This window comes from Kurthia sp. YJT4, assembly GCF_030219945.1.
GTDB lineage: Bacteria > Bacillota > Bacilli > Bacillales_A > Planococcaceae > Kurthia > Kurthia gibsonii.
Genome location: NZ_CP126689.1, coordinates 267,378 through 289,266, shown reverse-complemented (window position 1 = coordinate 289,266; position 21,889 = coordinate 267,378). Strand labels below are relative to the sequence as shown.

Sequence of the window (21,889 nt, the reverse complement as noted above, 5' to 3'; positions counted from 1 at the left end):
AAAATTTTATACACTAAATCGTTGAGGTTTAATGCGTTAAAGCGTTGGTGCATCAATGTTTTAAAGAATTTGTCCAAAATTAATTTTTCTGAATTATTTGCCTATGAAATAATTCTTTACATTGTTTTTTGATGTGTTTATGATGAAGTATGTTCAACGTGGTTCGTAACCATCCCACGAAAAAAAACTAAGGAGAAATGAATATGAAAACGAAATTTTTTGCGACAAGTGGTATTATCGCAGCTGTCTACATTGCGGTATCACTTCTTCTTGCACCACTCTCATTTGGAGCGATTCAATTACGCTTTAGTGAGATTTTAAATCAATTAATTGTGTTTAATAAAAAATATTTTTATGCCATCGTGATTGGTGTGTTTATTACTAACCTCTTTTCACCGAATGGACCGATTGATTTATTATTCGGCGTAGGGCAGACTGCTTTATCATTAGGTATTACAATCCTATCCGCAAAATTCATCAAATCAATTGTGGCACGTATGATTTTTAATACGGTTGTCTTCTCATTCATGATGTGGCTCATCGCATGGGAATTAAACATCATTTTCGATTTACCATTCGGCTATACTTGGTTAACAGTCGCAATTGGTGAAGCTATCGTTATGCTGATCGCGATTCCAATCATGTTACTTATAAACAAACGCGTTTATTTTAAAAAGTTAATGGATGCGTAAATGAAAAAATACCACAGTGTCTATAAGACAGCGTGGTATTTTTTCATGCTTAAATATATTCGTTAATTTCGTCACGTAATTTTGCTTTTAGGAATTTACCTACCGATGTTTTTGGAATTTCATCTAAGAATAAAACATCATCTGGAAGCCACCATTTCGCAAAATCTTGTTCTAAATAAGCCAACAACTGGGCTTTTAAAACTGCTTCATCTGCTGGTTTTTCATGCGTTACAACACAAGCAAGTGGTCGTTCTTGCCATTTCGGATGAGGGACTGCTATCACTGCTGCTTCAAATACGGCATCATGTGTCATGAGCGCATTCTCTAAATCAACAGAAGAAATCCATTCCCCGCCACTCTTAATTAAATCTTTTGTACGATCCGTAATTTTAATATAGCCTTGTGGTGTACGAACTGCGATATCACCTGTGTACAACCAGCCATCTCGAAAGGCATCTGCTGTACGCTCATCTTCGTAATATTCATCTGCCACCCATGGACCACGTATCATAAGTTCACCCATTGTTTTACCGTCCCACGGAACTTCACCATTTTCATTAATAATACGCGTTTCGATTAGAGAGACCGTCATGCCCTGTGTACTACGCGCTTCTAATTTATCTTCGTAATCCCAGTCGTCCATTTCAGAACTATAATTCGAAACGGATACAATCGGACTCGTCTCGGTCATACCATAACCGACTAAGAAATTCACACCATACTTTTGTTCAAACGCCTTAATCAATCCTTTTGGCGATGATGAACCACCGCTTACAAGACGTGTTAGCGACGCAATATCTCTTGGCACTTCTGATTTTTCTAACTCTTGCATCATGCCAAGCCAAATAGTCGGAACACCTGCCGATAATGTAACGCGCTCTGATTCGATTAAATCAAGCAAAATCTTCGGTGTAAAATGTGGTCCCGGTAACACCTGTGTCGCACCAAAGTTCACACCTGCGAACGGTAAGCCCCATGCATTTACGTGGAACATTGGAACAACAGGCATAACGACATCTCTCTCTTGTAATCCAAATGTTTCCACAAGACCAAGCGATAGCGCATGTAAAACAAGACTACGATGCGTATACACGACACCTTTTGGGAATCCCGTTGTCGCACTCGTATAGCACATACCTGCTGGCATCTTTTCGTCTAAATCTTCTGGAAATTCAAAGTCTATACGCGCTTCTTTTAATAAATCTTCATACACAAAAATATTTGGAATCGTAGACTGTGACACATCAACATCATCCCCCATGACGATGACAGCACGAACTGTTTTCAACTCTGTATAGATTTCTTCAATAATCGGTAATAAATCGTCATCCACCAATAGAATCTCGTCTTTTGCATGATTGATAATATAGATGAGATGCTCTGGCGCTAAACGAATATTCACCATATGAAGCACTGCACCTGAACAAGGAACTGCAAAATATGCTTCTAAATGACGATGATGATTCCAAGCGAATGAACCGATTTTCATTCCTCTCTGTAAACCAAAATCTTCGAGTACAGCAGCTAACTTTTTTGTACGAACTGCAAAATCAGCGTACGTTAATCGGTGTATCATTGTATCCGATGTGCGCGAAATAATCGGTTTGTGCTTAAAATACGTTTCTGCCCTTTTGAAAAAACTCGTCAATACTAAAGGTGTATCCATCATACGAATCATTCTCCCCTTCGTCGAATTCCATTTTTTGTATTACTACATGTCATTGTACAAAAAAGGGAAAGAAAAATCTAACAAAAAATAGCTTTTTAAGAGAAAATAATTGATTATTATAGAAAATATTATATTTTAACCTTTTAAAGAATTGAATTGTATTTTTATGAATGGTAATTCAGTTTTAACAACTTTAAAAACGAGGTATGGATTTTCGTCCACCCTCGTTTTTATTTTTATTCATTTAACCCTGTAATATACCAACCATTATCAAATCGTTCTACCGTATAAACATTTGTATATACAGCATCTTTCGAAGAACCATCTTCTTTATAAATTGTGTAATCTTCATCAACACTTACATGATACTTACTGTCATTTATTTTCTCATGATTCACAATTGTTGTATTATTTTCATTTACACCATTACCTTTATCGAAGCTATTTTCAATATATTGTTTTTGGCTTTTATAAAAACTAGAACTTGGTGAAATATAGCTTGATAAACTACTTGTATCACCAGAATTCATTGCATAACTAAATTCTGATAGATAACTTCTAACCGTTTGATCCATCTCATTTGTAATCTCTTCTTCTTCAATTGCTAATTCGTGTTCTTGCTCACGTTTTTCTTGCGCTGTTTGTTCTTGTTGATATTGTTTCATAGCTGCTTTAGCAGAAGCTTCTGCTACACGTTCAAATTTCTGTCCATCTTCTGATGATGAATAATGAATTGTCAATTTATCGTCTTCTAATGTAAAATCTGCAGCCAAATCTTCACCACTTGTCTTACCAACTGCTACAAAGTTCATAAATGAAGCACTATCTTTTTCGATTTTCAAACGAATTGGCTTTTCACTATACATCGTTGAAAAATCACCATTTTCTTTAATGACAACATAACTTGGTTCTTCACTATCTGTTGCTTTCCAATATCCTGCGATGTCTTTAAAAGAAAGTGTATTACGATAGATTTCTTTATTCAAATAACTAACTGTTGAATAATGATTAAGTTCATCTGAGACCAATTTCACTTCGTCAACATTACCCAAGTTCATATAATATAATTTATTCTCATCCGTTGCATACGCAACTGTACCATTCATATTCGCCATACTCTGCACATCTGATTCAATTTTTTGATGGTCTACCATTAAATCATGATCTTTAGTTAAATAAGCAACTTCACCTGTTTTTGAAATATATGATTCTTCTACATTTGAAGCAATTTTTTGCTGTTTTTCATCTTTTAGCACATACAATGTTTCGTCTTCATCTTGCATATATACTTCACCATTGTGTACAGAGAAATTCGAAATATCTGTTGCTAACTTTTTCGATGTGTCACGATCCTTAGCTGTTGTGAATAAATCACCATCACCTGTTAAATAAATTGTCTCGTGGTCTACCACTTGATAATCAATTACATCATCTGCAATTTTTGATGTACGATTTTGATCCTTCATATCGCTTACTTTAAGACTATTATCTTCATTTTCATTTGAAACAAAATAAATATCATTTGCATCCTTTTCAACCATATACAGCCCGACACTGTCACCAGTTATTTTTACGCCCTCTTTATCTTCATTTTCTTTGTAAAATAACATGTTATCTTCATTTGTATAAAATAGTTCTTCTCCATTAAATTTAAAAGCATTCACTTGTTCTGCTATAGTTTTTTCTTCACGTGTTTCTAAATTATAAACAAGAAGGTCCTGATCTTTACTTACATAATAAATTTGTTTGTCTTTTAGTGTATACTGCGACACACCGTTCCCAATTTTTTCAGTAACTACTTCTTTTTGACCTAAATCGATACTATATAGATTCTCGTCTTGATCACGGTAAAAAATAATATCACTATTATTTAGCTGTTCAAATGTCACAACATTTTTTGCTAATTTTTCTTTTGACGTTCCTGAAGCAACCTTATATAAGTCATAATCATCAGATAGGTATAAAACATAGTCTTTTTCTACGTTATAGTGGAAGTTCTGTTCTAATACGTCACTTGCAATTTTTTCATCTTCTTTTTGTCCTATTTTATGTATATATAAATCTCCGCTACCTAAACTATCCTCATTCATATGTTGTTGTTTGTACATCATAAATGTTTGTTCCGCTGTTTCAGATACTTGTGTTTTTTGATTTGTACTTTCTTTACCACAACCAGCTAACAATAAAGCAAATGCGCCACTTGCAATGAAAAATTTCCATTTGTTTTTCATATTTCTCCTCCAAATTTTAGCCATTAAGTTTTATTTTAAGCAATATGTACTAACGAAACAACCTTATGAGCAATATTTATAAAGAAAAATAGTAATTTTTTATAATAAATAAAAAGAGACTGCTTGAGTAGCAATCTCTTTCTCTATTTACGAAGCTTCATTTTGTAATTTTTTCGTTAGTTTTTCCAGCATGTCTTGTGTCATACGGTCTAAATCATATTTTGCTTGGAAACTCCATTCTTCTTTTGCAGCTGAACAATCGAGTGAATCTGGCCAGCTATCTGCAATCGCTTGGCGTGCAGGATCTACATCATAGTCCATTTCAAATGAAGGAATGTACTTTTTAATCGATGCCGCAATCTCGCTTGGTTCAAAACTCATCGCTGTAATATTGAATGCATTACGATGTACTAATTTGTCTGCATCTGCTTCCATCAATTGAACAATGGCATCAAGCGCATCTGGCATATACATCATATCCATGTATGTTCCTTCTGCAATATATGATGTGTACTTGCCTTCTGTAACTGCTTTATAGTAAATATCCACTGCGTAATCTGTCGTACCACCACCAGGAGGCGTCACATTTGAAATTAATCCTGGGAAACGAACACCACGTGTATCAACACCAAACTTTGTATAGTAGTAGTCACATAGTAATTCCCCAGCTACTTTATTTACGCCATACATCGTTGTTGGACGTTGTAATGTATCTTGTGGTGTATTTTCTTTTTGTGTTGTTGGACCAAATGCACCAATTGAACTTGGAGTAAAGAATTGAAGATCTAATTTACGTGCTACTTCAAGTGCATTCATTAGCCCACCCATATTTAAGTTCCATGCAAATACGGGGTTGTTTTCAGCTGTAGCTGATAATAAAGCTGCCATGTGCATCAATGTGTCTGCTTGGAAATCAGTTGCTAATTGTAACATCTTTTCCGCATCCATCACATCTAATATTTCAAAAGGACCTGTCGAGTGTGCAGGTTTACGAATATCTGTCGCTAAAACATTATCACGTCCGTATTCTTTTCGTAATTTCTCCACTAACTCTGAGCCGATTTGACCGCACGCGCCTGTAATCATTATTTTCTTCATCTTTTTTCCTCCTCGTTGCGTTTACATTTGTGTTTTTCCAAAGGACATCTTTTCTGAGCATACATTTGAATTTTCAGAAAGGACATTTAACACGTTCCCAAAACCCTTTAAAATCAATATTTCTTAGTAAAATCATTATAAGCGTTCTATTTCTAAAATTCAACAAATTGTTTTTTTCAAGAGAACAGTTTGCATTCTACATGAAGGGGTATTTTATAGTTACTACATTAAAGGAGGAAAAAGCGATGCAACGTTTACACCTTATTTTTATTTTTTTAGGCGCTTTCTTACTGTGTAGTTTTTTAAATGATTTCGGATTACATCCATTTGTTCTCGTCTTGATTATGATGTTTTATCTTTTTTTATTTACAATGCTACCGCAAATATATACTATTTTCGGTACGCGAAATATACGAAAAATCGATCGTTTTTTATCACAAAAACAAACTTCTTCTCTCTACTCACATTTTTATATCGCTATTCACGATGGCGCTCCTCAACAGAAAAAAATCCTCGAACAATTATTACAAAACCCTGTGTATGAACAAGAATATCCTTATTTCAAATCACTGTTATTACTGTTAGAAAAACGCTATGATGCAGCTTTTTTTGAAGCAGAGAAAATTCAAAAAGCAGAAATTCGTTATTATACTTTGGCACAAATTGAAATCGAACGTGGGAATCACGCGAAAGCGAGTGATTATATCCATCGCCTTCAAAGTAAATGGCGCAGAGATACACTTCTCGCATTGCAAGCATTCTCTAAACAACAACTCGATGAATTTACACGTCGCTCTTCCAATGCACTGAAAAGAACGCGCGGTATTGAATACTATATGCTCTATCATCTCTTTGAAAAATTAAAGCCAAGCAAAACATTTAATTTACCATTTTGTTTGAGTGTATAAAAAAGGAATCTCGCTGAAATTTCAGCGAGATTCCTTTTTATGGTATTTTATAATAGGAGGTGTCAAAATATGAAAAAAATATTTTTCATCCTAATTCTTTTATGTGTTAGCTTAACTGCCTATGTGGTCGTAGCCAAAACACCGAAAGAACAATCTTTACAGCACGATGTTCTAACTAAGATTCAACTCTCTAAAGTAAAAGCAAATACACTCATTTCACCTGAAGATCAAATTTATCAAATTACTTCAAATGATTCTTCCGCGCTACTTTCTTTAGTAGAATCAATGTCTGTAAAAAAAGCAAAAATCAAAGACCCTAAAAACTACACAAGTATTTCATTCTCAGGTGCTAGTGGCTCTTTTCAACTTTTCATTTATGAAAATAACTACATAACAATCCCAACACAAGATACTGATACAGTTTATGAGATTATCGAGCCAAAACTAGCGAAAAGACTACTCGATGTAACGAACAAAATACAAGAAAATAAACAAAATCGAATCTCTAAGTAGCGCGTTATGACCATATGCGATTCAATTGTTGGCTATAAAATCGAATCGCTTTTTCATAACTTTTTATTTCTTCATCATTCGTTGTCTCTACTAAACTTGTTAATAAGCGATTCATTGCTTCTTCATGGCGTTCTAAATTATATAAAGTCATCGCATGGAATACATGAATTGCTTGATTTCGTGGAAATAACTGTAATCCTTTTAAAAAAGTATGATGTGATTTTTCATATTCCCCGAGTGTACGATACGTACTACCTAGACCGATGTAAGCACCTTGTAAATCTTCCTCGGGTAATCCAAGTGCAATCGCTTTTTCATAAAAAGGAACTGCTGCTATTTCTTGTCCCAGAACATCAAAACTCCATGCACACTGGTATTGAATGATTGCATCTGCTGGGTATTCATCAGCTAATTTTTGCAAAATCTGATTTGACTCCTCTTTCTGTCCTAACTTCCTTAGTTCAATCGCCTTTAAAAGCTTTGCTTCTTTCATGTTCATATCTCCCTCTTTCAAAAGAAAAAGCTAGGACGTATCAGCCCTAGCTTCATTTTTTATTTCAATACATCTTGATACAATTCTGGTCTGCGATCATCATAGACTGGAATACGTGTGCGCACTTCATCAACTTTTGAAAAATCAACGTCGACAATCGCTAATTCCTCATCTTCTCCACCAGTCCATAAAATTTCACCCCATGGTTCGATTACCATCGACTGTCCGTTAAAGTTATCTTTATTGCGACTAATGCGATTGACTGCTACCACAAAACATTGATTTTCAATTGCACGTGCTTGTAATAATGTTTTCCAATGATCAATTCGTGCAGTTGGCCACTGCGCTGAAACGAATAATACTTTTGCGCCGTTTAATGCGTGTAGACGTAACCATTCTGGAAAACGAATATCGTAGCAAATCACACCTGCCGCATCTAAATCACCCAGTTTGAAATTATTTTGTGTGTTACCAGAAGATAAATGCAAGTGTTCATCCATCAAGCGGAATAAGTGTGCTTTATCGTATTCGCCTACTAGCTCACCCTCATTATTGTAGACGAGCATCGTATTATAGAATTTGTCGCCCTTTTTCGTTGCGACTGAACCGCCCACAATATGAACATGCAATTCTTTTGCTAATTGTGATAAAAAGGCTTTTGTTCTTTCTCCGTCAACATCCGCAAGACCTTCAAGTTTTTCAAGTGCGTAACTCGTATTCCACATCTCTGGTAGAATGACAATTTCCGCCCCTTTATTTGCAGCTTCTCGAATTAATTCTTCCACACGAGAAAAATTTTTTTCAACATCGCCAAAAGCAACTTGTAGCTGAATACAACCTAATTTCATCTCTCCACCACCTAGACTTTTTTTCTGAAAAGTATTATGATTCACGATAAAACTTCTACTATTCAGAATATTTCTTTCTCTATCATAACAAAAAAGCCAAAGGAGGCAACCAAATGCCTTATTCTGATTTACTCAAAAAATTACCTGAACAATTTTTCGCGAAACTCGCAAAACGTGTAGCCGAAAAAGTTGCAGAAGGTCACGATATTATTAATTTAGGTCAGGGAAATCCAGACCGCCCGACACCTCCTCATATCGTCAAGGCGATGCAAGAGGCAACAGCCGATGTCGCGAATCATAAATATTCACCGTTTCGTGGAATTGATGAATTAAAAGAGGCGATTGTGACATTTTATAAACGTGAATATGATGTAACACTCGATGCTGAAACAGAAGTCGCTGTGCTATTCGGTGCGAAAGCTGGTCTAGTAGAACTGCCGATGACACTCTTAAATGCTGGCGATACCATGTTACTTCCTGACCCTGGCTATCCCGACTATTTATCAGGTGTCGCACTTAGTCATGTAAACTTTGAAACGATGCCACTTCTTGCTGAAAATCAGTTTTTACCTGATTATGCGGAAATTGCACCTGATATTTTAGAACGTGCAAAATTGATGTATTTGAATTACCCGAATAATCCTACAGGTGCTACAGCGACACCTGCATTTTTTGAAGAAACGGTACAGCTTGCAAAACAACATGACTTCGTTGTTATGCATGACTTCGCTTATGGAGCGCTTGGTTTTGATGATGTAAAACCACCTAGCTTTTTACAAACAGAAGGTGCAAAAGAGATCGGTGTTGAATTTTATACCTTATCGAAAACGTATAATATGGCAGGATGGCGTGTTGGCTTTGCTGTTGGCAATAAAGAAGTGATTGCAGGACTTAATTTGCTACAAGATCACCTTTATTGCAGCATTTTCCCAGCGATTCAAGTTGCCGCAGCACATGCATTAACAGGTCCACAAGATTGTGTAGAAGAACAATTAACTGTATATGAAGCTCGTCGTGAAGCATTGATTCAAGCATGTTCAAAGGTTGGATGGTCTGTCACTGCACCTGCGGGTAGCTTTTTTGCTTGGTTAAAAGTGCCTGAGGGTTATACGAGTGAAACTTTTGCAGATCTTCTCTTAGAGAACGCTTCTGTTGCAGTTGCAGCAGGTAATGGATTCGGTCTACATGGTGAGGGTTACGTTCGCGTTGGTTTACTCGTATCGCCTGAACGATTAGTTGAAGCTGTAGAACGTATTGCACATCTACCTGAATTTTCGACTGTTTTTCGCTCGAAAGTGCATTAATTTTGTTTTCTCAAGAAAATAATGTTTGACTTTACTGAAAATTAACTATAGATTGAATATATCAAATAGTTATATAAAAATATAAAATCTCTTATCAAGAGTAGCTGAGGGACTGGCCCTATGAAGCTCGGCAACCTTCCAATACATCGGTATTGTGAAAGGTGCTAATTCCAGCAAGATGACAAAATCTTGATAGATAAGAGAGGTAAAACCAACACTTTCACCTCTCTTTTTGTTAAGAGAGGTTTTTTTATATGCTACATACAAAAAGGAGCGTTTTATTTATGAAAAAAGCAACAGGAATCGTATTATCACTTGTATTATCAGCATCAGTATTAGCAGCATGTGGGAAGAAAACAGAAGATAGCCAAGCAGCAGCCGAAGATAACAAATTAGTATTAGGTGTAACGGGCGGACCACACGAAGAAATCGCAAAAAAAGCAGCGGAAGTAGCGAAAAAAGATGGTTTAGATGTTGAGATTAAAGCATTCTCTGATTATGTATTACCGAATACTTCTCTTGTAGAAGGCGACTTGGATGCAAACAGTTTCCAAACACTAACTTTCTTAGCGAACTTCAATAAAGAGAAAAATGAAAACCTTGTATCAGTTGGTACAACAATTTTAACGCCAATGGGTCTATATTCGAAAAAGGTGAAGAAATTAGAAGATTTAAAAGCGGGTTCAACAATCGCAATTCCAAATGATGCGGCGAATGGTGATCGTGCCTTACAAGTACTAGCAAGCAAAAAAGTTATTTCTCTAAAAGATACTGGCGATAAATTGGCAACACCGAAAGATATTGCAGAAAACAAAAATAAATTTAAATTTGTAGAACTAGAAGCTTCACAATTACCACGTCAATTAGACGAAGTAGATGCAGCAATGATTAATACGAACTTCGTTTTAGAAGCAGGCATTGATCCAAAAACAGCGCTACTACGTGAAAATACAGATTCACCACATATCAACGCAATTGTTGTAGAAGAATCACATAAAAATGACGCAGATGTAAAAAAATTCGTTAAAGCTTATCACTCAGAGACAGTGAAAAAATTCATTGAAGATGAATTTGACGGTGCAGTAATCCCTGTATTCGATAAGTAAACGGTTAGATTGAAAAGGAGGAGTCATCTATGATTGAGCTGAAAAATATTGAGAAAAATTTCGTTTCAAATAAAAAAGTCGTAACTGCTGTAAGAGATGTCAATCTTACAGTACCTGCTGGAGAAATTCATGGTGTTATTGGCTATAGTGGTGCTGGTAAAAGTACATTAATTCGTTGTGTGAATCTACTTGAACAACCATCAAAAGGACAAGTTCTAATCGATGGGAAAGATTTAACGAAGTTATCGGCATCTGGTTTGCGTAAAGTACGCAGTAAAGTCGGTATGATTTTCCAACACTTTAACTTATTAAAAACAGTCACAGTGTATGAAAATATCGCGATTCCATTAAAGCTAGCGGGTGTACCGAAAAAAGAATTAGATGCACGTGTACAAAAATACCTACAAATTGTTGGTTTAGAAGACCGCGCAACGAACTATCCTGCTCAACTTTCTGGCGGGCAGAAACAACGTGTCGCGATTGCACGCGCCCTATCACTTGAACCGACTATTTTATTAAGCGATGAAGCGACTTCAGCACTTGACCCAGAAACGACGGATTCAATTTTAGATTTACTCCTAAAAATCAATCGTGAGCTTGGCATTACGATTTTATTAATTACACATGAAATGAATGTTATTCAAAAAATTTGCGACCATGTCTATGTGATGGAGAACGGTTCAGTTGTGGAACAAGGCTCGACAATTGAATTGTTCACAAATCCACAACATGCGACAACACGTAAATTTTTAAATACAATTTCACAACGTCAATTAAGTGATTCACTTATTGATTCCCTTCATGTAACAGGTGATGTAACACGTCTTACATTCGTTGGTGCAAGCACAGGGCAACCTGCACTTGCTGAGATTAGTAAACGTTTTGCCGTCACACCAAACATTTTAGCTGCAAATATTATCGAACTTAAAAATGGCATTGTCGGTAACATTACAGTGCATTTAGAAGGCGATGATGCAGCACGAGAACAGGCGTTACAATACCTTGAGCAATCAGGAATTCAAGTGGAACAGTTAGGAGGTCTTGTCTATGCGTGAATTTATTGATCAATGGGGCGATATTTTATGGGAAGGTGCGATTCAAACCTTCCAAATGACAAGTATCTCACTCATTATTGCTATCTTAATTGGTATTCCACTCGGTGTAGCAGTTGTGTTAACACGTCCTGGACAACTTCTGGCAAATCGTTTTTTCTATCAAGTTTTAAATATTATCATTAATATTGTACGTTCAATTCCATTTATCATTTTATTATTCTTCATCATTCCATTTACAAAATTCATTGTTGGTACAACGATTGGTGTAGAAGGAATTATCGTACCACTTGTTCTTTATACAGCTCCTTACATTGCACGTCTAATGGAAACAGCTTTATTAGAGGTGGATCATGGTGTCATTGAAGCTTATAAGGCTATGGGTATGAAACGTGGACAAATTATTTGGCACGTATTACTACGTGAAGCACGTCCATCGATTATTTTAGGTTTAACACTTGCGACAGTGAGCTTAATTGGCGCAACAGCTATGGCTGGTCTTGTTGGTGGCGGCGGTTTAGGCGACATCGCTTATCGCTATGGTTTCCAACAATATGAAACACCATTAATGTATGTTGTCGTTATCTTGTTAATCTTACTCGTTCAAGTATTACAAACTATCGGGAATAAATGGTCAGCCCATTTAAAAAGAGATTAGCGCTTCATTTTTACAAAGGGTTCAAAGCCGAAATCAATTGATTTCGGCTTTTTGTATGTTTTGAGACGAAGATAGAAAGTGAAGTTTGGGACATTCGGGTGTCGATTTAGGACATTCGCTGAAGGTGTTGGGTCACTCGCTGCTCGATTTGGGCCATTCAACCGTCCAAACAGGACATTCGAAGGCGAAAATGAGGCACTCGCCCACTCAAACAAAAAAGGCTTCGAAAAATCCGAAGCCTTCATGAATCAATTTATTATTTAATAATGCCTAGCTCTTTTCCTACTTTTTCGTAGATTGCGAGTGCATCATCTAACATTTCTTTTGTATGTGCGGCAGTTGGCATATTACGTACGCGACCTGTACCTTTAGGAACGGTTGGGAAGACGATTGATTTTGCATAGACGCCTTCTTCAATTAAGCGTTTTGAGAATTGTTGTGTTAATGTTTCATCCCCAATAATACATGGTGTAATTGGTGTTTCGGAATGACCGATGTTGAAGCCTAACTTTTGTAATCCTGCTTTTAAGTAGTCCCCGTTTTCCCATAGGCGATCATGTAATTCTGTTGAATCCATAATCATTTGTACTGCTTCCGTAATTGCTGCTACATCTGCTGGTGGTAACGCTGTTGAGAATAAGAATGGACGTGAACGCACTTTTAACCAGTCAATGACATTTTGTTTACCAGCTACATAACCACCGACAACACCGATTGCTTTTGATAATGTACCGATTTGGAAGTCGATTTCATTTTGAAGTCCAAAATGTTTTACCGTTCCCTTCCCTTTACCTGTAACGCCTGAACCATGCGCGTCATCTACATACGTAATTAAATCAAATTCTTTTGCGATTTCCACAATTTCAGGTAATTTTGCAATATCACCATCCATTGAAAATACGCCGTCTGTAATGACCATAATTTTATTATATAAGCCTGATTCTTTTGCGGCTTTTGCTTTTTCACGTAAATCATTCATATCTGAATGGTTGTAAGCGATAATTTTTGCTTTCGATAAGCGACAACCGTCGATAATTGATGCATGATTCAGTTGATCTGAAAGAATCGCATCATTTTTATCCATAACAGCTGAAATCGCCGCCATATTACAGTTAAAGCCAGATTGATATGAAATAGCAGCTTCCGTCCCTTTGAACTCAGCTAATTTCTCTTCTAACTTCACATGCAAATCCAGTGTACCGTTAATTGTACGCACAGCCCCTGCGCCAACACCGTATTTGTCGATTGCTTTTTTGGCTACTTCTTTTAATGTATCGTTCGTTGCTAAACCTAAATAGTTATTTGATGATAAATTAATCAGTTGTTGTCCTCTGATTGTAATGATTGGACCATTAGGACCTTCTACTGAGTCGATTTCATTATATAAACCTTGTGTACGAAGTTGTTGTAAATTCTCATCTACAAATGCATTTAAAACTTTAGACAATTGAATCATCCCCTCTATTGATGTTACTGTCATTGTACCATAAGTCGTTTCATATTGTGCATTGGAAAAGAACGCAAACCGTTGATTTAAAAGGATTTAGAAGTATTTCAAACATACTGTACAACTCAAAAACACATTTGTTTGTATGCAATAAAAAAACAGAATGTGATTTACACATTCTGCTTCACTTCTTCTTCTACAACGACTACTACTTTTTCTTTTGTAAGATATTGATACAAGCGCTCTGTATATTTGAAAGAAATTTGAATAACAGGACCGAGTACAAATACCATGATGACTGTTCCAAGACCAATTGGACCGCCGATTAAATAACCTGTCACTGCCACTAAGAATTCCATCGCTGTTCTTGCGACAGTAATACTTAATTTCAGGCGTTCTACCGCAATGAGCATGAGGCTATCACGAGGACCAGCGCCTAAGTTCGCAGTAATATAAATCGCATCTCCAATCCCTAAAATAATGACACCCGATACGAAGCAGATCAATTGACCAACTGCTGTATGTACATCTGGAATAATCGCATTGAAAAAATCGATGAATAATCCTGTTAATGCCATATTCATAATCGTACCAATCTTCGGTAACTCTTTTAATACGATTGCGCTTAGAATAATAATGAGTAAACCTAAAAGAATTGACCATGTACCAATTGTTAAGCCGAGACTTTGATATAATCCGACATGTAAAACATCCCATGAACCGACACCATAACTCTGTCCTTTAATCGTTAGCGCGACACCACAAGCTAAAATCGCAAGTCCACCGATAAAAAACATCCAGCGTAATGTGTAATGATTTTTCATTGTTGCCTCCGTCTATCAGCACAACGCAAAAAAGAACCCGTCTGTTCAGGTTCTTTTTTCCATATGCTTGAATTTAAAATGATTGCATATTTCCGAGTTCAGACAAAATTCATTGTAACAAACAATTTAAGTTATTAACAAGTGATTGTGCCAAACTTTGCTTGTACGACTTGTGCTAATAATTGTGGTTGAATGCAAATTTGCATACCGCGTTTTCCTGCACTTACGAAAATTTCCGATTGTACTGTTGCGGCTTCATCAATCACTGTTGGATATAGCTTTTTCATGCCGATCGGTGAACAACCACCACGAATATATCCTGTATGTGCTAGTAGTTCTTTGACAGGTAAAAGGTCGATTTTCTTCTCGCCTACGAATTTCGCTGCTGCCTTTAAATCAAGCTCTTCTGCTACAGGAATCACAAACACATAGAGCTGCTTTTTCGCTGTTGTCGCAACTAACGTTTTAAAGACTTTCTCAACAGGCTCGCCAATTTCTTGTGCTGCTGTAACACCATCTAAATGTTCTTCATGTACATCATACTCTTTTAATGTGTACGGAATTTTTTGTTGATCCAACAAACGAACTGCATTCGTCTTTTGAACTTTCTTCGCCATTTCGCCACTTCCTTATGCGGTACAATAAATCATCGGTTCCAATACTTTGAAGCCACCGCGTGCCATCGACATTTGGAACTGATACGTCGCAAGTGCTTTTTCGGTTAAACGCTCTTTCGTCATCTGTCTTGCATCTTTTAACTGGACAGGTAACGGTTTTGGTAATCCTGTTTCAGGAAGAAGGTGAACCGTAACATCATCTTGCAACATCATCTCTGTTGGTGATTGTGTCGTACCTTGATTTTCTTCTATTGTCGCACGTTGTTGAAGATGCTGTAAAGATTCCTGTAAATTCGAATGATCCTCTTTTTCCTTTTTACCTGTTAATAAATTCACCAACTCTTCCAAACTCGGGTTTGCCGTTGGTGTGAAATATTTAGCTTGTTTTTTATACGCATCATCTACATTTTTCAATGTCACTAATTTTTTGCGTGCTTCAAACTCTGTAAAACGATTATTTAATAAGGATGCTAATCTCATATTCCTTCCTCCTCTCCACATGATATTGTTATATTTAGTGTATCATGTATCCAATTCAGTCAAAACCAACTAAATACACATCTTAAAATTCGGATTTCAGCACTTCTTTGTGACTAAAAAACCTATCATATAAACGCTGAATTAACTAGAATCACTGTTCGAAATACTACTTTTTTGACACACTTTCCCTCGAACTATTTACCCTTTATTTCGGTAAATATCTACCTATATTTAGAAAATAGCTCTTATAATCAGAATATTCATACGAAAGAATCAAAAGATGTAAAAGAGTATATTTCTTATAAAGGTCTTTCGATATGGGTGTCTTTCAAAAAAAGATGATAAAAGTAAGACAAAAAGAATAGACTAGAACAAAATCACACTTGTTCTAGTCTATTGGTTCATATCCTATCATTTCACTTTATTCTTCTTTATTCCCAAATAACTTCGCAAGAGCGTCTGCCATCGCTGTGTTTTCAGGTTCTTCTTTTTGTTGTGTTTTCATATATTTTTGAACGTCACGTTTTGAAACTTTTTGATTACCTGATTGTTTTTTACGCTTTTCAAAAGCCGAGAGTTTTTCACGATGCCCACATTTACATGCGAAAATACGTCCTTCTCCTTCGCCGCGTAATTCTAATTTTTTATGGCATACTGGACAGCGCGCATTTGTAATTGTAGATACTTTTTTCTTGTTGCCGCATGTACGATCTGAACATACGAGCATTTTGCCGCGTTTACCATTTACTTCAAGCATTGGCTTGCCACATTCGCTACATACTTTCCCAGAAATATTATCATGTTTGAATTTCTGGTCACTTTTCTTAATATCTGAAATTGATTTTTGTGTAAAATCAATCATTTGATGCATGAAGTCAGCTTTTTTCGCCTGTCCTTTTGCAATCTTTGTCAATTGTGTCTCCCATTCAGCTGTTAGAGCTGGTGACTTTAAATCGGCTGGTGCTAAATCTAATAATTGGCGACCTTTTGACGTTGTATATAAATCATTACCTTTTTTCTCAATTACAAATGACTTGAATAGCTTTTCAATAATATCTGCGCGTGTCGCAACTGTACCGATACCGCCTGTTTCTTTTAATGTTTTAACTAATTCTTTCGACTCGTCACCCATAAATTGCGATGGATTTTCCATTGCTGCAAGTAATGTTCCTTCATTAAAACGAGCTGGTGGTTTTGTTTGACCTTCTGTTAAGGCAATGCCACGTAGACTGACTTGTTCACCTTTTTTAAATACAGGCAGTGTACGCTCATTCGACTGCTCGTCTTCTTGTAAATAAACAGCTTTCCAACCTTCATCGCGTACTGTATTTCCCTTTGCAGTGAATGTTTCATTCCCTACTTTTAATGTGACAACCGTTTGGTCATACTCATATGCACCGTAAAATACAGCTAAAAATCGTTTAACGATTAAATCATACAATTTATATTCTTTATCCGATAATGCACGTAAATTTACAACTTCTTCTGTTGGGATAATCGCATGGTGATCCGATACAAGCGCATCATTGACAACACCTTTTTGAGCTTGCGGTGTTCCCTTACTTAAAATTTTATTAGCAGCTACACGATAATCACCAACAGCCGATGCTTTAATACGGTCTGTGAATGTACTCTTCATATCCGATGTTAAATGTTTTGAATCCGTACGTGGGTACGTCACAATTTTATGGCGTTCATATAGATTTTGCAGCGTAGAAAGTGTTTCTTTCGCTGACCAACCATAGCGTTTATGCGCCTCTTTTTGTAGTTCTGTTAAATCGAATAGATGTGGTGCTGGCGTACGTTTCGGTGTTGTTTTCACGTCTATAACTTCACCTGTTTTCACCGAATCGAGTGATTTTAATAACTGTTCCATCTTCTCTTTTTGGAACGATTGTGTTTGATTCGTTCCTTTTTCATGCCATGTGAAGGTCACTGTATTCGTTAAAGCTTGCAAACCATAATACGTCTTCGGTTTGAAGTTTTTAATTTGTTGTTCACGATTCGCAATCATCGCAAGCGTCGGTGTTTGTACACGACCTGTCGATAACTGCGCATTATATTTAACTGTTAATGCACGCGTCGCATTGATCCCGACAACCCAATCCGCTTCTGCACGTGCAACTGCTGCTTCATATAAATGATCATATTTACGACCGTCTTTTAAATTATTGAATCCCTCACGAATCGCTTGGTCTGTTACAGAAGAAATCCATAAACGTTTGATTGGTTTACGAGACTTCGCTTTCGCTAAAATCCAACGTGCTACAAGTTCTCCCTCACGCCCAGCATCTGTCGCGATAATGACTTCATTCACATCTTGACGATTCAATAATGTTTTGACCGCATTGAATTGTTTCGTCGTTTGACGAATTGGTACTAACTTGAATGGTTCTGGAATAATCGGTAAATCTTCCATCTTCCATTCTTTATATTTCACATCATATTGTTCTGGATCTGCATGTGTGACTAAATGACCTAACGCCCACGTCACGATATATTTGTCGCCTTCCAAAGATCCGTTACCTTTTTTCGTACATTTTAGAACGCGCGCAATATCGCGTGCAACGGATGGTTTTTCAGCAATAACTAATGATTTTGACATAATTCCGCTCCTCTCAATCTCCTTCTATTATAAGGGATAGATGAACAGACATACAAATACGCTATTGTGACAACTCCATCATCATCGCCTGCTTCTCTTTTGCAAAAGCATAATCTCCTTCATGGACAATCGCGCGCTGTTTTTCAATCCATACAATACGGTCAAATAACTTTTGTAAGAAATAACGGTCATGGCTAATCGCAATAATCGTTCCTTCAAACTGTTCTAAGTTTTCTTCTAACACTTCACGTGATTCTATGTCTAAATGGTTCGTCGGTTCATCTAAAATAAGCAGATTAATTTCTTGCTGCATGAGCTGTGCGAGTTTTAATCGCATACGCTCGCCACCACTCATATTTTTAAATTTTTTAAAGACATCTGCACCGTAAAATAAGAATTGCGCTAAAATATGGCGTGCTTCTGGCTCTGTCATCATCAACTCTGAACGAAAGACATCAATTAAACGGACTTCTGGGTCTGCTTCAATTAAATGTTGTGCTAAATAACCGATTTTCACAGAACTCCCTAACTCCACAATGCCTTCGTCTGGCTGTTCCTCACCTAATAACATCTTCAATAATGTTGACTTACCCGCTCCATTTTCGCCAATAATCGCAAGCGTATCTTGCCAATACACATCAAATGTTACTTCTTTAAATAATAAACGGTCATAACTCTTTGCCACATCATAAAATTGTGCGACTTCTTTTCCGCTGCGCTCTGAAGCTGTTAGTTGTAACTTCATTTTCTTTTGAACACGTGGTTTTTTCACTTTCTCCATGCGCTCTAACATACGCTCCATGACTTTTGCTTTTCGGTATAAATCAGGGTTCGGTGGACTTGCCTCATTCGCCCATTGACGTAATCGACGAATCGCATCTCGAATCTTTTTAATTTTCTTTTGTTGTTCTTGATATTGTGAGAACTCGCGTGCATATTTATCTTCTTTTGCTTGTAAGAAAGCATCGTAATTTCCATGCGATACCCAAGCTTGTCCATCCTCAATTTCAATAACTTTCGTTACGACATGATTCATAAACTGACGATCATGTGATACAACAATGACCGTTCCTTTAAACTGCTGTAAATATTTTTCGAGCCACTCAATTGCATGTAAATCGAGGTGGTTCGTTGGTTCATCTAGTAGTAAAATATCAGGATCTTGTAAGAGAATTTTGCACAGTGTGACCTTCGTTTTTTCGCCACCACTCAGTTGTTCAAAATTTTCTTCTACAAGATGGGTAATACCTAGTCCTGTTGATACGTACGAAATTTTCGAATCTAAAATATAGCCATCATTCGCTTCGAATTGTTCTTGTAGCGTGCCGTATTTTTTTAACAGTGACTCCAAATCATCACTTGTCGCCATCTGTTGTTCCAGCTGCTTCATGTTCTTTTGAATGTGATTGAGCTTGTCGAATGCTTCATACATCACATCATATACTGTCATGTCGGGATAATTCGGAATCTGATGAAGAAAACCAACGCGGCTCCCCTTCGCCTTAATAATTCTTCCCGTATCTACTGCTTCTTCTTCCGCCATAATTTTTAATAATGTCGTCTTACCACAACCATTATTTCCAACAATTGCGACATGTTCGCCTGCGTGAATATCGACTGTTAACTCTTGAAATAGTGGATGCCCACCAAAATTTTTCGTGATTTTTTCTGCTTTAATATACATTGTTGTTTCCTCCATTTAAGTAGCTGAGAAAACAAAAAGGACTACTCATTAACGAGCAGTCCCCTACAAATTCTTCTGTGAAGGAATGGTTAATCAGCTACGGTTCATATTTTCGATTGACTTAAAAATAGACAGATCTGTCCCGTTAGCTTGTAAATCGAAAGTAATGACACGTGTTAAATACATCACTGTATCAAGTTGTACACCTGTCGCCGTTACTGATTTTTTCATTTCCTTCACCTCCGTTCAAATTAGTTAATAACTATTATAGCAAATTATCAGTTTTTTCGCAAAAAACATTGATATTCATCCTCGATATATTTCTAAAAAGATTTCATTATATGGGACGTGATTTATTCATTTATTTTAAATCAGCAATAATTTCAGATAATGAAATATCAGGAACAAGACTTGAGATATCTTTATCTTCTTGTTCTATTTTTATTAAAAATTCATTAATGTGTCCTTTAATTACTTCATTCTATAGCTCATAGATAGGTGTCTAGGAATTTTTAAAGGTTCTTCAGGTAAAATCTCTGGCTTTTTTCCAGTTACAACCTCAATATAATTAAATAAATCATTCATATAATCAACTCCAAAAATTGATTTAATAATATTTAATAGTTTTTTATAACATTTGTTTTCAATTATAACATTTCCATTGTTATAATTGAAAACAAAATGTTATTTAAATGACGCACCACTCCTCTCCATCATAGAAGATGAAAACGAGAATGTTATTTTTAAAGCTGGTAAACAGACCATCTATCCTTTATTACAAAAACATGCCCACTGGATTAGTTGGTCAGATTAATTTCTGAAATTCATATACCAAAATAAATAAAAGCAAACGATATTGGATTTTTAAATAAACTCCAAAGTCGTTTGCTTTTTTGTGTTTAATCTAATGGTTGTTTCGGTAAGTTTGCGCTTAACTCGCAATATTTTACGAAGACGCGTGCTAATTCTTGTAAGCGTTCATGCACATTTTCGTCGATAATGTTATTTTGGTCGTCAAAGTGGCTTGTATGTGTATACACATAGTTTGGTGTCACTAATGCACGGAAATAATCTAAAATTGGTTTGAATTGATTTTCTACTACTAAGTGATGTTGATGTGTTCCACCGTTTGCAACAATTGATACGGGTTTATAACGTAATGCTTTCGGATTTAAAAAGTCGAGCGCATTTTTTAAGACGCCTGGAATCGAACCTTGGAAAATAGGTGTTGCAAAAATATAGCCATCTGCAGATTCTAATTTGCGAACTAACTCTTGCATGCCTGTATTATATTGATCGAATGGACGACCATCTACAATTTGATGTTCATAATCTGAAAAACGTACAAGCTCTAAATCAAGCGTACCATCGAACTGCTCAATGTATCCTTGAATTTCTTCTAAAATCGCACCTGTTTTTCGACCTAAAACTGTTCCATCTACTAATAAAATCTTCATCTCACGTGACCTCCATTTATCTACTTCTACAAACTCATTGTAACAAACACCATACCCTTTCAATAGCAACTCTACTTCATTTTTAGACAAATCAGTCTTTCGACGGAAAGCGGAATTTGCTTTCTTTCTAGGAGTGACTTCCTATGTTACAATATTCTCTATGAGTATTAAAATGAAATGCTAATGCATTTTTCAATAAAGGA

General features: G+C 36.3%; 20 protein-coding genes and 2 riboswitches. Of the genes, 7 read left to right on the top strand and 13 right to left on the bottom strand.

Annotated features, from left to right (window positions below):
* The first annotated feature begins 152 nt into the window (after window positions 1-152).
* Window positions 153-197: riboswitch (PreQ1 riboswitch) on the top strand.
* 6 nt (window positions 198-203) lie between these two features.
* Window positions 204-692 carry a QueT transporter family protein gene (locus QN089_RS01450; RefSeq protein WP_409136321.1) on the top strand — a complete coding sequence of 163 codons (489 nt, stop codon included), beginning with the start codon at window positions 204-206 and terminating at the stop codon, window positions 690-692.
* Between the two features lie 49 nt (window positions 693-741).
* Here QN089_RS01450 and QN089_RS01445 read toward each other — a convergent pair whose 3' ends face one another.
* The 3 genes from QN089_RS01445 to QN089_RS01435 all read right to left on the bottom strand — a co-directional run bounded on the left by QN089_RS01445 (window position 742) and on the right by QN089_RS01435 (window position 5,690).
* Entirely contained in the window at window positions 742-2,361 is a 1,620-nt protein-coding gene (locus QN089_RS01445; protein ID WP_285216400.1) for a long-chain fatty acid--CoA ligase, read from the bottom strand.
* A gap of 236 nt (window positions 2,362-2,597) precedes the next feature.
* A complete protein-coding gene (locus QN089_RS01440; protein WP_285215783.1) occupies window positions 2,598-4,592 on the bottom strand; it encodes a TcaA NTF2-like domain-containing protein in 1,995 nt (664 codons plus the stop codon).
* A 147-nt stretch (window positions 4,593-4,739) separates the two neighbouring features.
* On the bottom strand, window positions 4,740-5,690 hold the full coding sequence (locus tag QN089_RS01435; protein ID WP_068456101.1) for an L-threonine 3-dehydrogenase: 951 nt from the start codon (window positions 5,688-5,690) through the stop codon (window positions 4,740-4,742).
* A gap of 245 nt (window positions 5,691-5,935) precedes the next feature.
* Here QN089_RS01435 and QN089_RS01430 point away from each other — a divergent pair, with 245 nt between their 5' ends.
* Complete coding sequence (locus tag QN089_RS01430) at window positions 5,936-6,598, top strand: hypothetical protein (protein WP_285215782.1); 663 nt, start codon at window positions 5,936-5,938, stop codon at window positions 6,596-6,598.
* Window positions 6,599-6,667: 69 nt separating this feature from the next.
* Window positions 6,668-7,111: a hypothetical protein gene (locus tag QN089_RS01425; protein ID WP_285215781.1), complete on the top strand. Its 444-nt coding sequence runs from the start codon at window positions 6,668-6,670 to the stop codon at window positions 7,109-7,111.
* 4 nt (window positions 7,112-7,115) lie between these two features.
* Here the strand turns inward: QN089_RS01425 and QN089_RS01420 are convergent, their stop codons facing one another.
* Window positions 7,116-7,604 carry a tetratricopeptide repeat protein gene (locus QN089_RS01420; protein ID WP_068456110.1) on the bottom strand — a complete coding sequence of 163 codons (489 nt, stop codon included), beginning with the start codon at window positions 7,602-7,604 and terminating at the stop codon, window positions 7,116-7,118.
* A 59-nt stretch (window positions 7,605-7,663) separates the two neighbouring features.
* Window positions 7,664-8,452: a carbon-nitrogen family hydrolase gene (locus tag QN089_RS01415; protein WP_285215780.1), complete on the bottom strand. Its 789-nt coding sequence runs from the start codon at window positions 8,450-8,452 to the stop codon at window positions 7,664-7,666.
* Between the two features lie 113 nt (window positions 8,453-8,565).
* On the opposite strand from QN089_RS01415, the gene QN089_RS01410 reads away from it, so the two are divergent.
* The 4 genes from QN089_RS01410 (at window position 8,566) to QN089_RS01395 (ending at window position 12,572) form a co-directional block, all read left to right on the top strand.
* Entirely contained in the window at window positions 8,566-9,756 is a 1,191-nt protein-coding gene (locus QN089_RS01410; RefSeq protein ID WP_068456116.1) for a pyridoxal phosphate-dependent aminotransferase, read from the top strand.
* Between the two features lie 88 nt (window positions 9,757-9,844).
* A riboswitch (SAM riboswitch) is annotated at window positions 9,845-9,959 on the top strand.
* A gap of 81 nt (window positions 9,960-10,040) precedes the next feature.
* A complete protein-coding gene (locus tag QN089_RS01405) occupies window positions 10,041-10,862 on the top strand; it encodes a MetQ/NlpA family ABC transporter substrate-binding protein (protein WP_068456119.1) in 822 nt (273 codons plus the stop codon).
* A gap of 29 nt (window positions 10,863-10,891) precedes the next feature.
* Window positions 10,892-11,917 carry a methionine ABC transporter ATP-binding protein gene (locus tag QN089_RS01400; RefSeq protein ID WP_285215779.1) on the top strand — a complete coding sequence of 342 codons (1,026 nt, stop codon included), beginning with the start codon at window positions 10,892-10,894 and terminating at the stop codon, window positions 11,915-11,917.
* The gene (locus QN089_RS01395) at window positions 11,904-12,572 is read left to right on the top strand and encodes a methionine ABC transporter permease (protein ID WP_197409922.1); all 669 of its coding nucleotides are present in this window, start codon (window positions 11,904-11,906) and stop codon (window positions 12,570-12,572) included. The genes QN089_RS01400 and QN089_RS01395 overlap by 14 nt, the downstream gene beginning before the upstream one ends.
* 256 nt (window positions 12,573-12,828) lie before the next feature.
* Here QN089_RS01395 and QN089_RS01390 read toward each other — a convergent pair whose 3' ends face one another.
* The 8 genes from QN089_RS01390 to QN089_RS01355 form a co-directional block, all read right to left on the bottom strand.
* Window positions 12,829-14,028: a glycine C-acetyltransferase gene (locus QN089_RS01390; protein WP_197409961.1), complete on the bottom strand. Its 1,200-nt coding sequence runs from the start codon at window positions 14,026-14,028 to the stop codon at window positions 12,829-12,831.
* Window positions 14,029-14,189: 161 nt separating this feature from the next.
* A complete protein-coding gene (locus QN089_RS01385) occupies window positions 14,190-14,843 on the bottom strand; it encodes a YczE/YyaS/YitT family protein (protein WP_068456136.1) in 654 nt (217 codons plus the stop codon).
* Window positions 14,844-14,977: 134 nt separating this feature from the next.
* A complete protein-coding gene (ybaK, locus tag QN089_RS01380; protein WP_068456139.1) occupies window positions 14,978-15,460 on the bottom strand; it encodes a Cys-tRNA(Pro) deacylase in 483 nt (160 codons plus the stop codon).
* Window positions 15,461-15,472: 12 nt separating this feature from the next.
* Window positions 15,473-15,940, bottom strand: a complete 468-nt coding sequence (locus QN089_RS01375; protein WP_285215778.1) for a hypothetical protein — start codon at window positions 15,938-15,940, stop codon at window positions 15,473-15,475.
* A gap of 421 nt (window positions 15,941-16,361) precedes the next feature.
* Entirely contained in the window at window positions 16,362-18,545 is a 2,184-nt protein-coding gene (locus QN089_RS01370; protein ID WP_068456144.1) for a DNA topoisomerase III, read from the bottom strand.
* A 61-nt stretch (window positions 18,546-18,606) separates the two neighbouring features.
* A complete protein-coding gene (abc-f, locus tag QN089_RS01365) occupies window positions 18,607-20,229 on the bottom strand; it encodes a ribosomal protection-like ABC-F family protein (RefSeq protein ID WP_285215777.1) in 1,623 nt (540 codons plus the stop codon).
* A 93-nt stretch (window positions 20,230-20,322) separates the two neighbouring features.
* Window positions 20,323-20,460 carry an RAxF-45 family protein gene (locus tag QN089_RS01360; protein WP_285215776.1) on the bottom strand — a complete coding sequence of 46 codons (138 nt, stop codon included), beginning with the start codon at window positions 20,458-20,460 and terminating at the stop codon, window positions 20,323-20,325.
* A 668-nt stretch (window positions 20,461-21,128) separates the two neighbouring features.
* On the bottom strand, window positions 21,129-21,686 hold the full coding sequence (locus tag QN089_RS01355; RefSeq protein WP_068456156.1) for an NADPH-dependent FMN reductase: 558 nt from the start codon (window positions 21,684-21,686) through the stop codon (window positions 21,129-21,131).
* Window positions 21,687-21,889 lie beyond the last annotated feature (203 nt).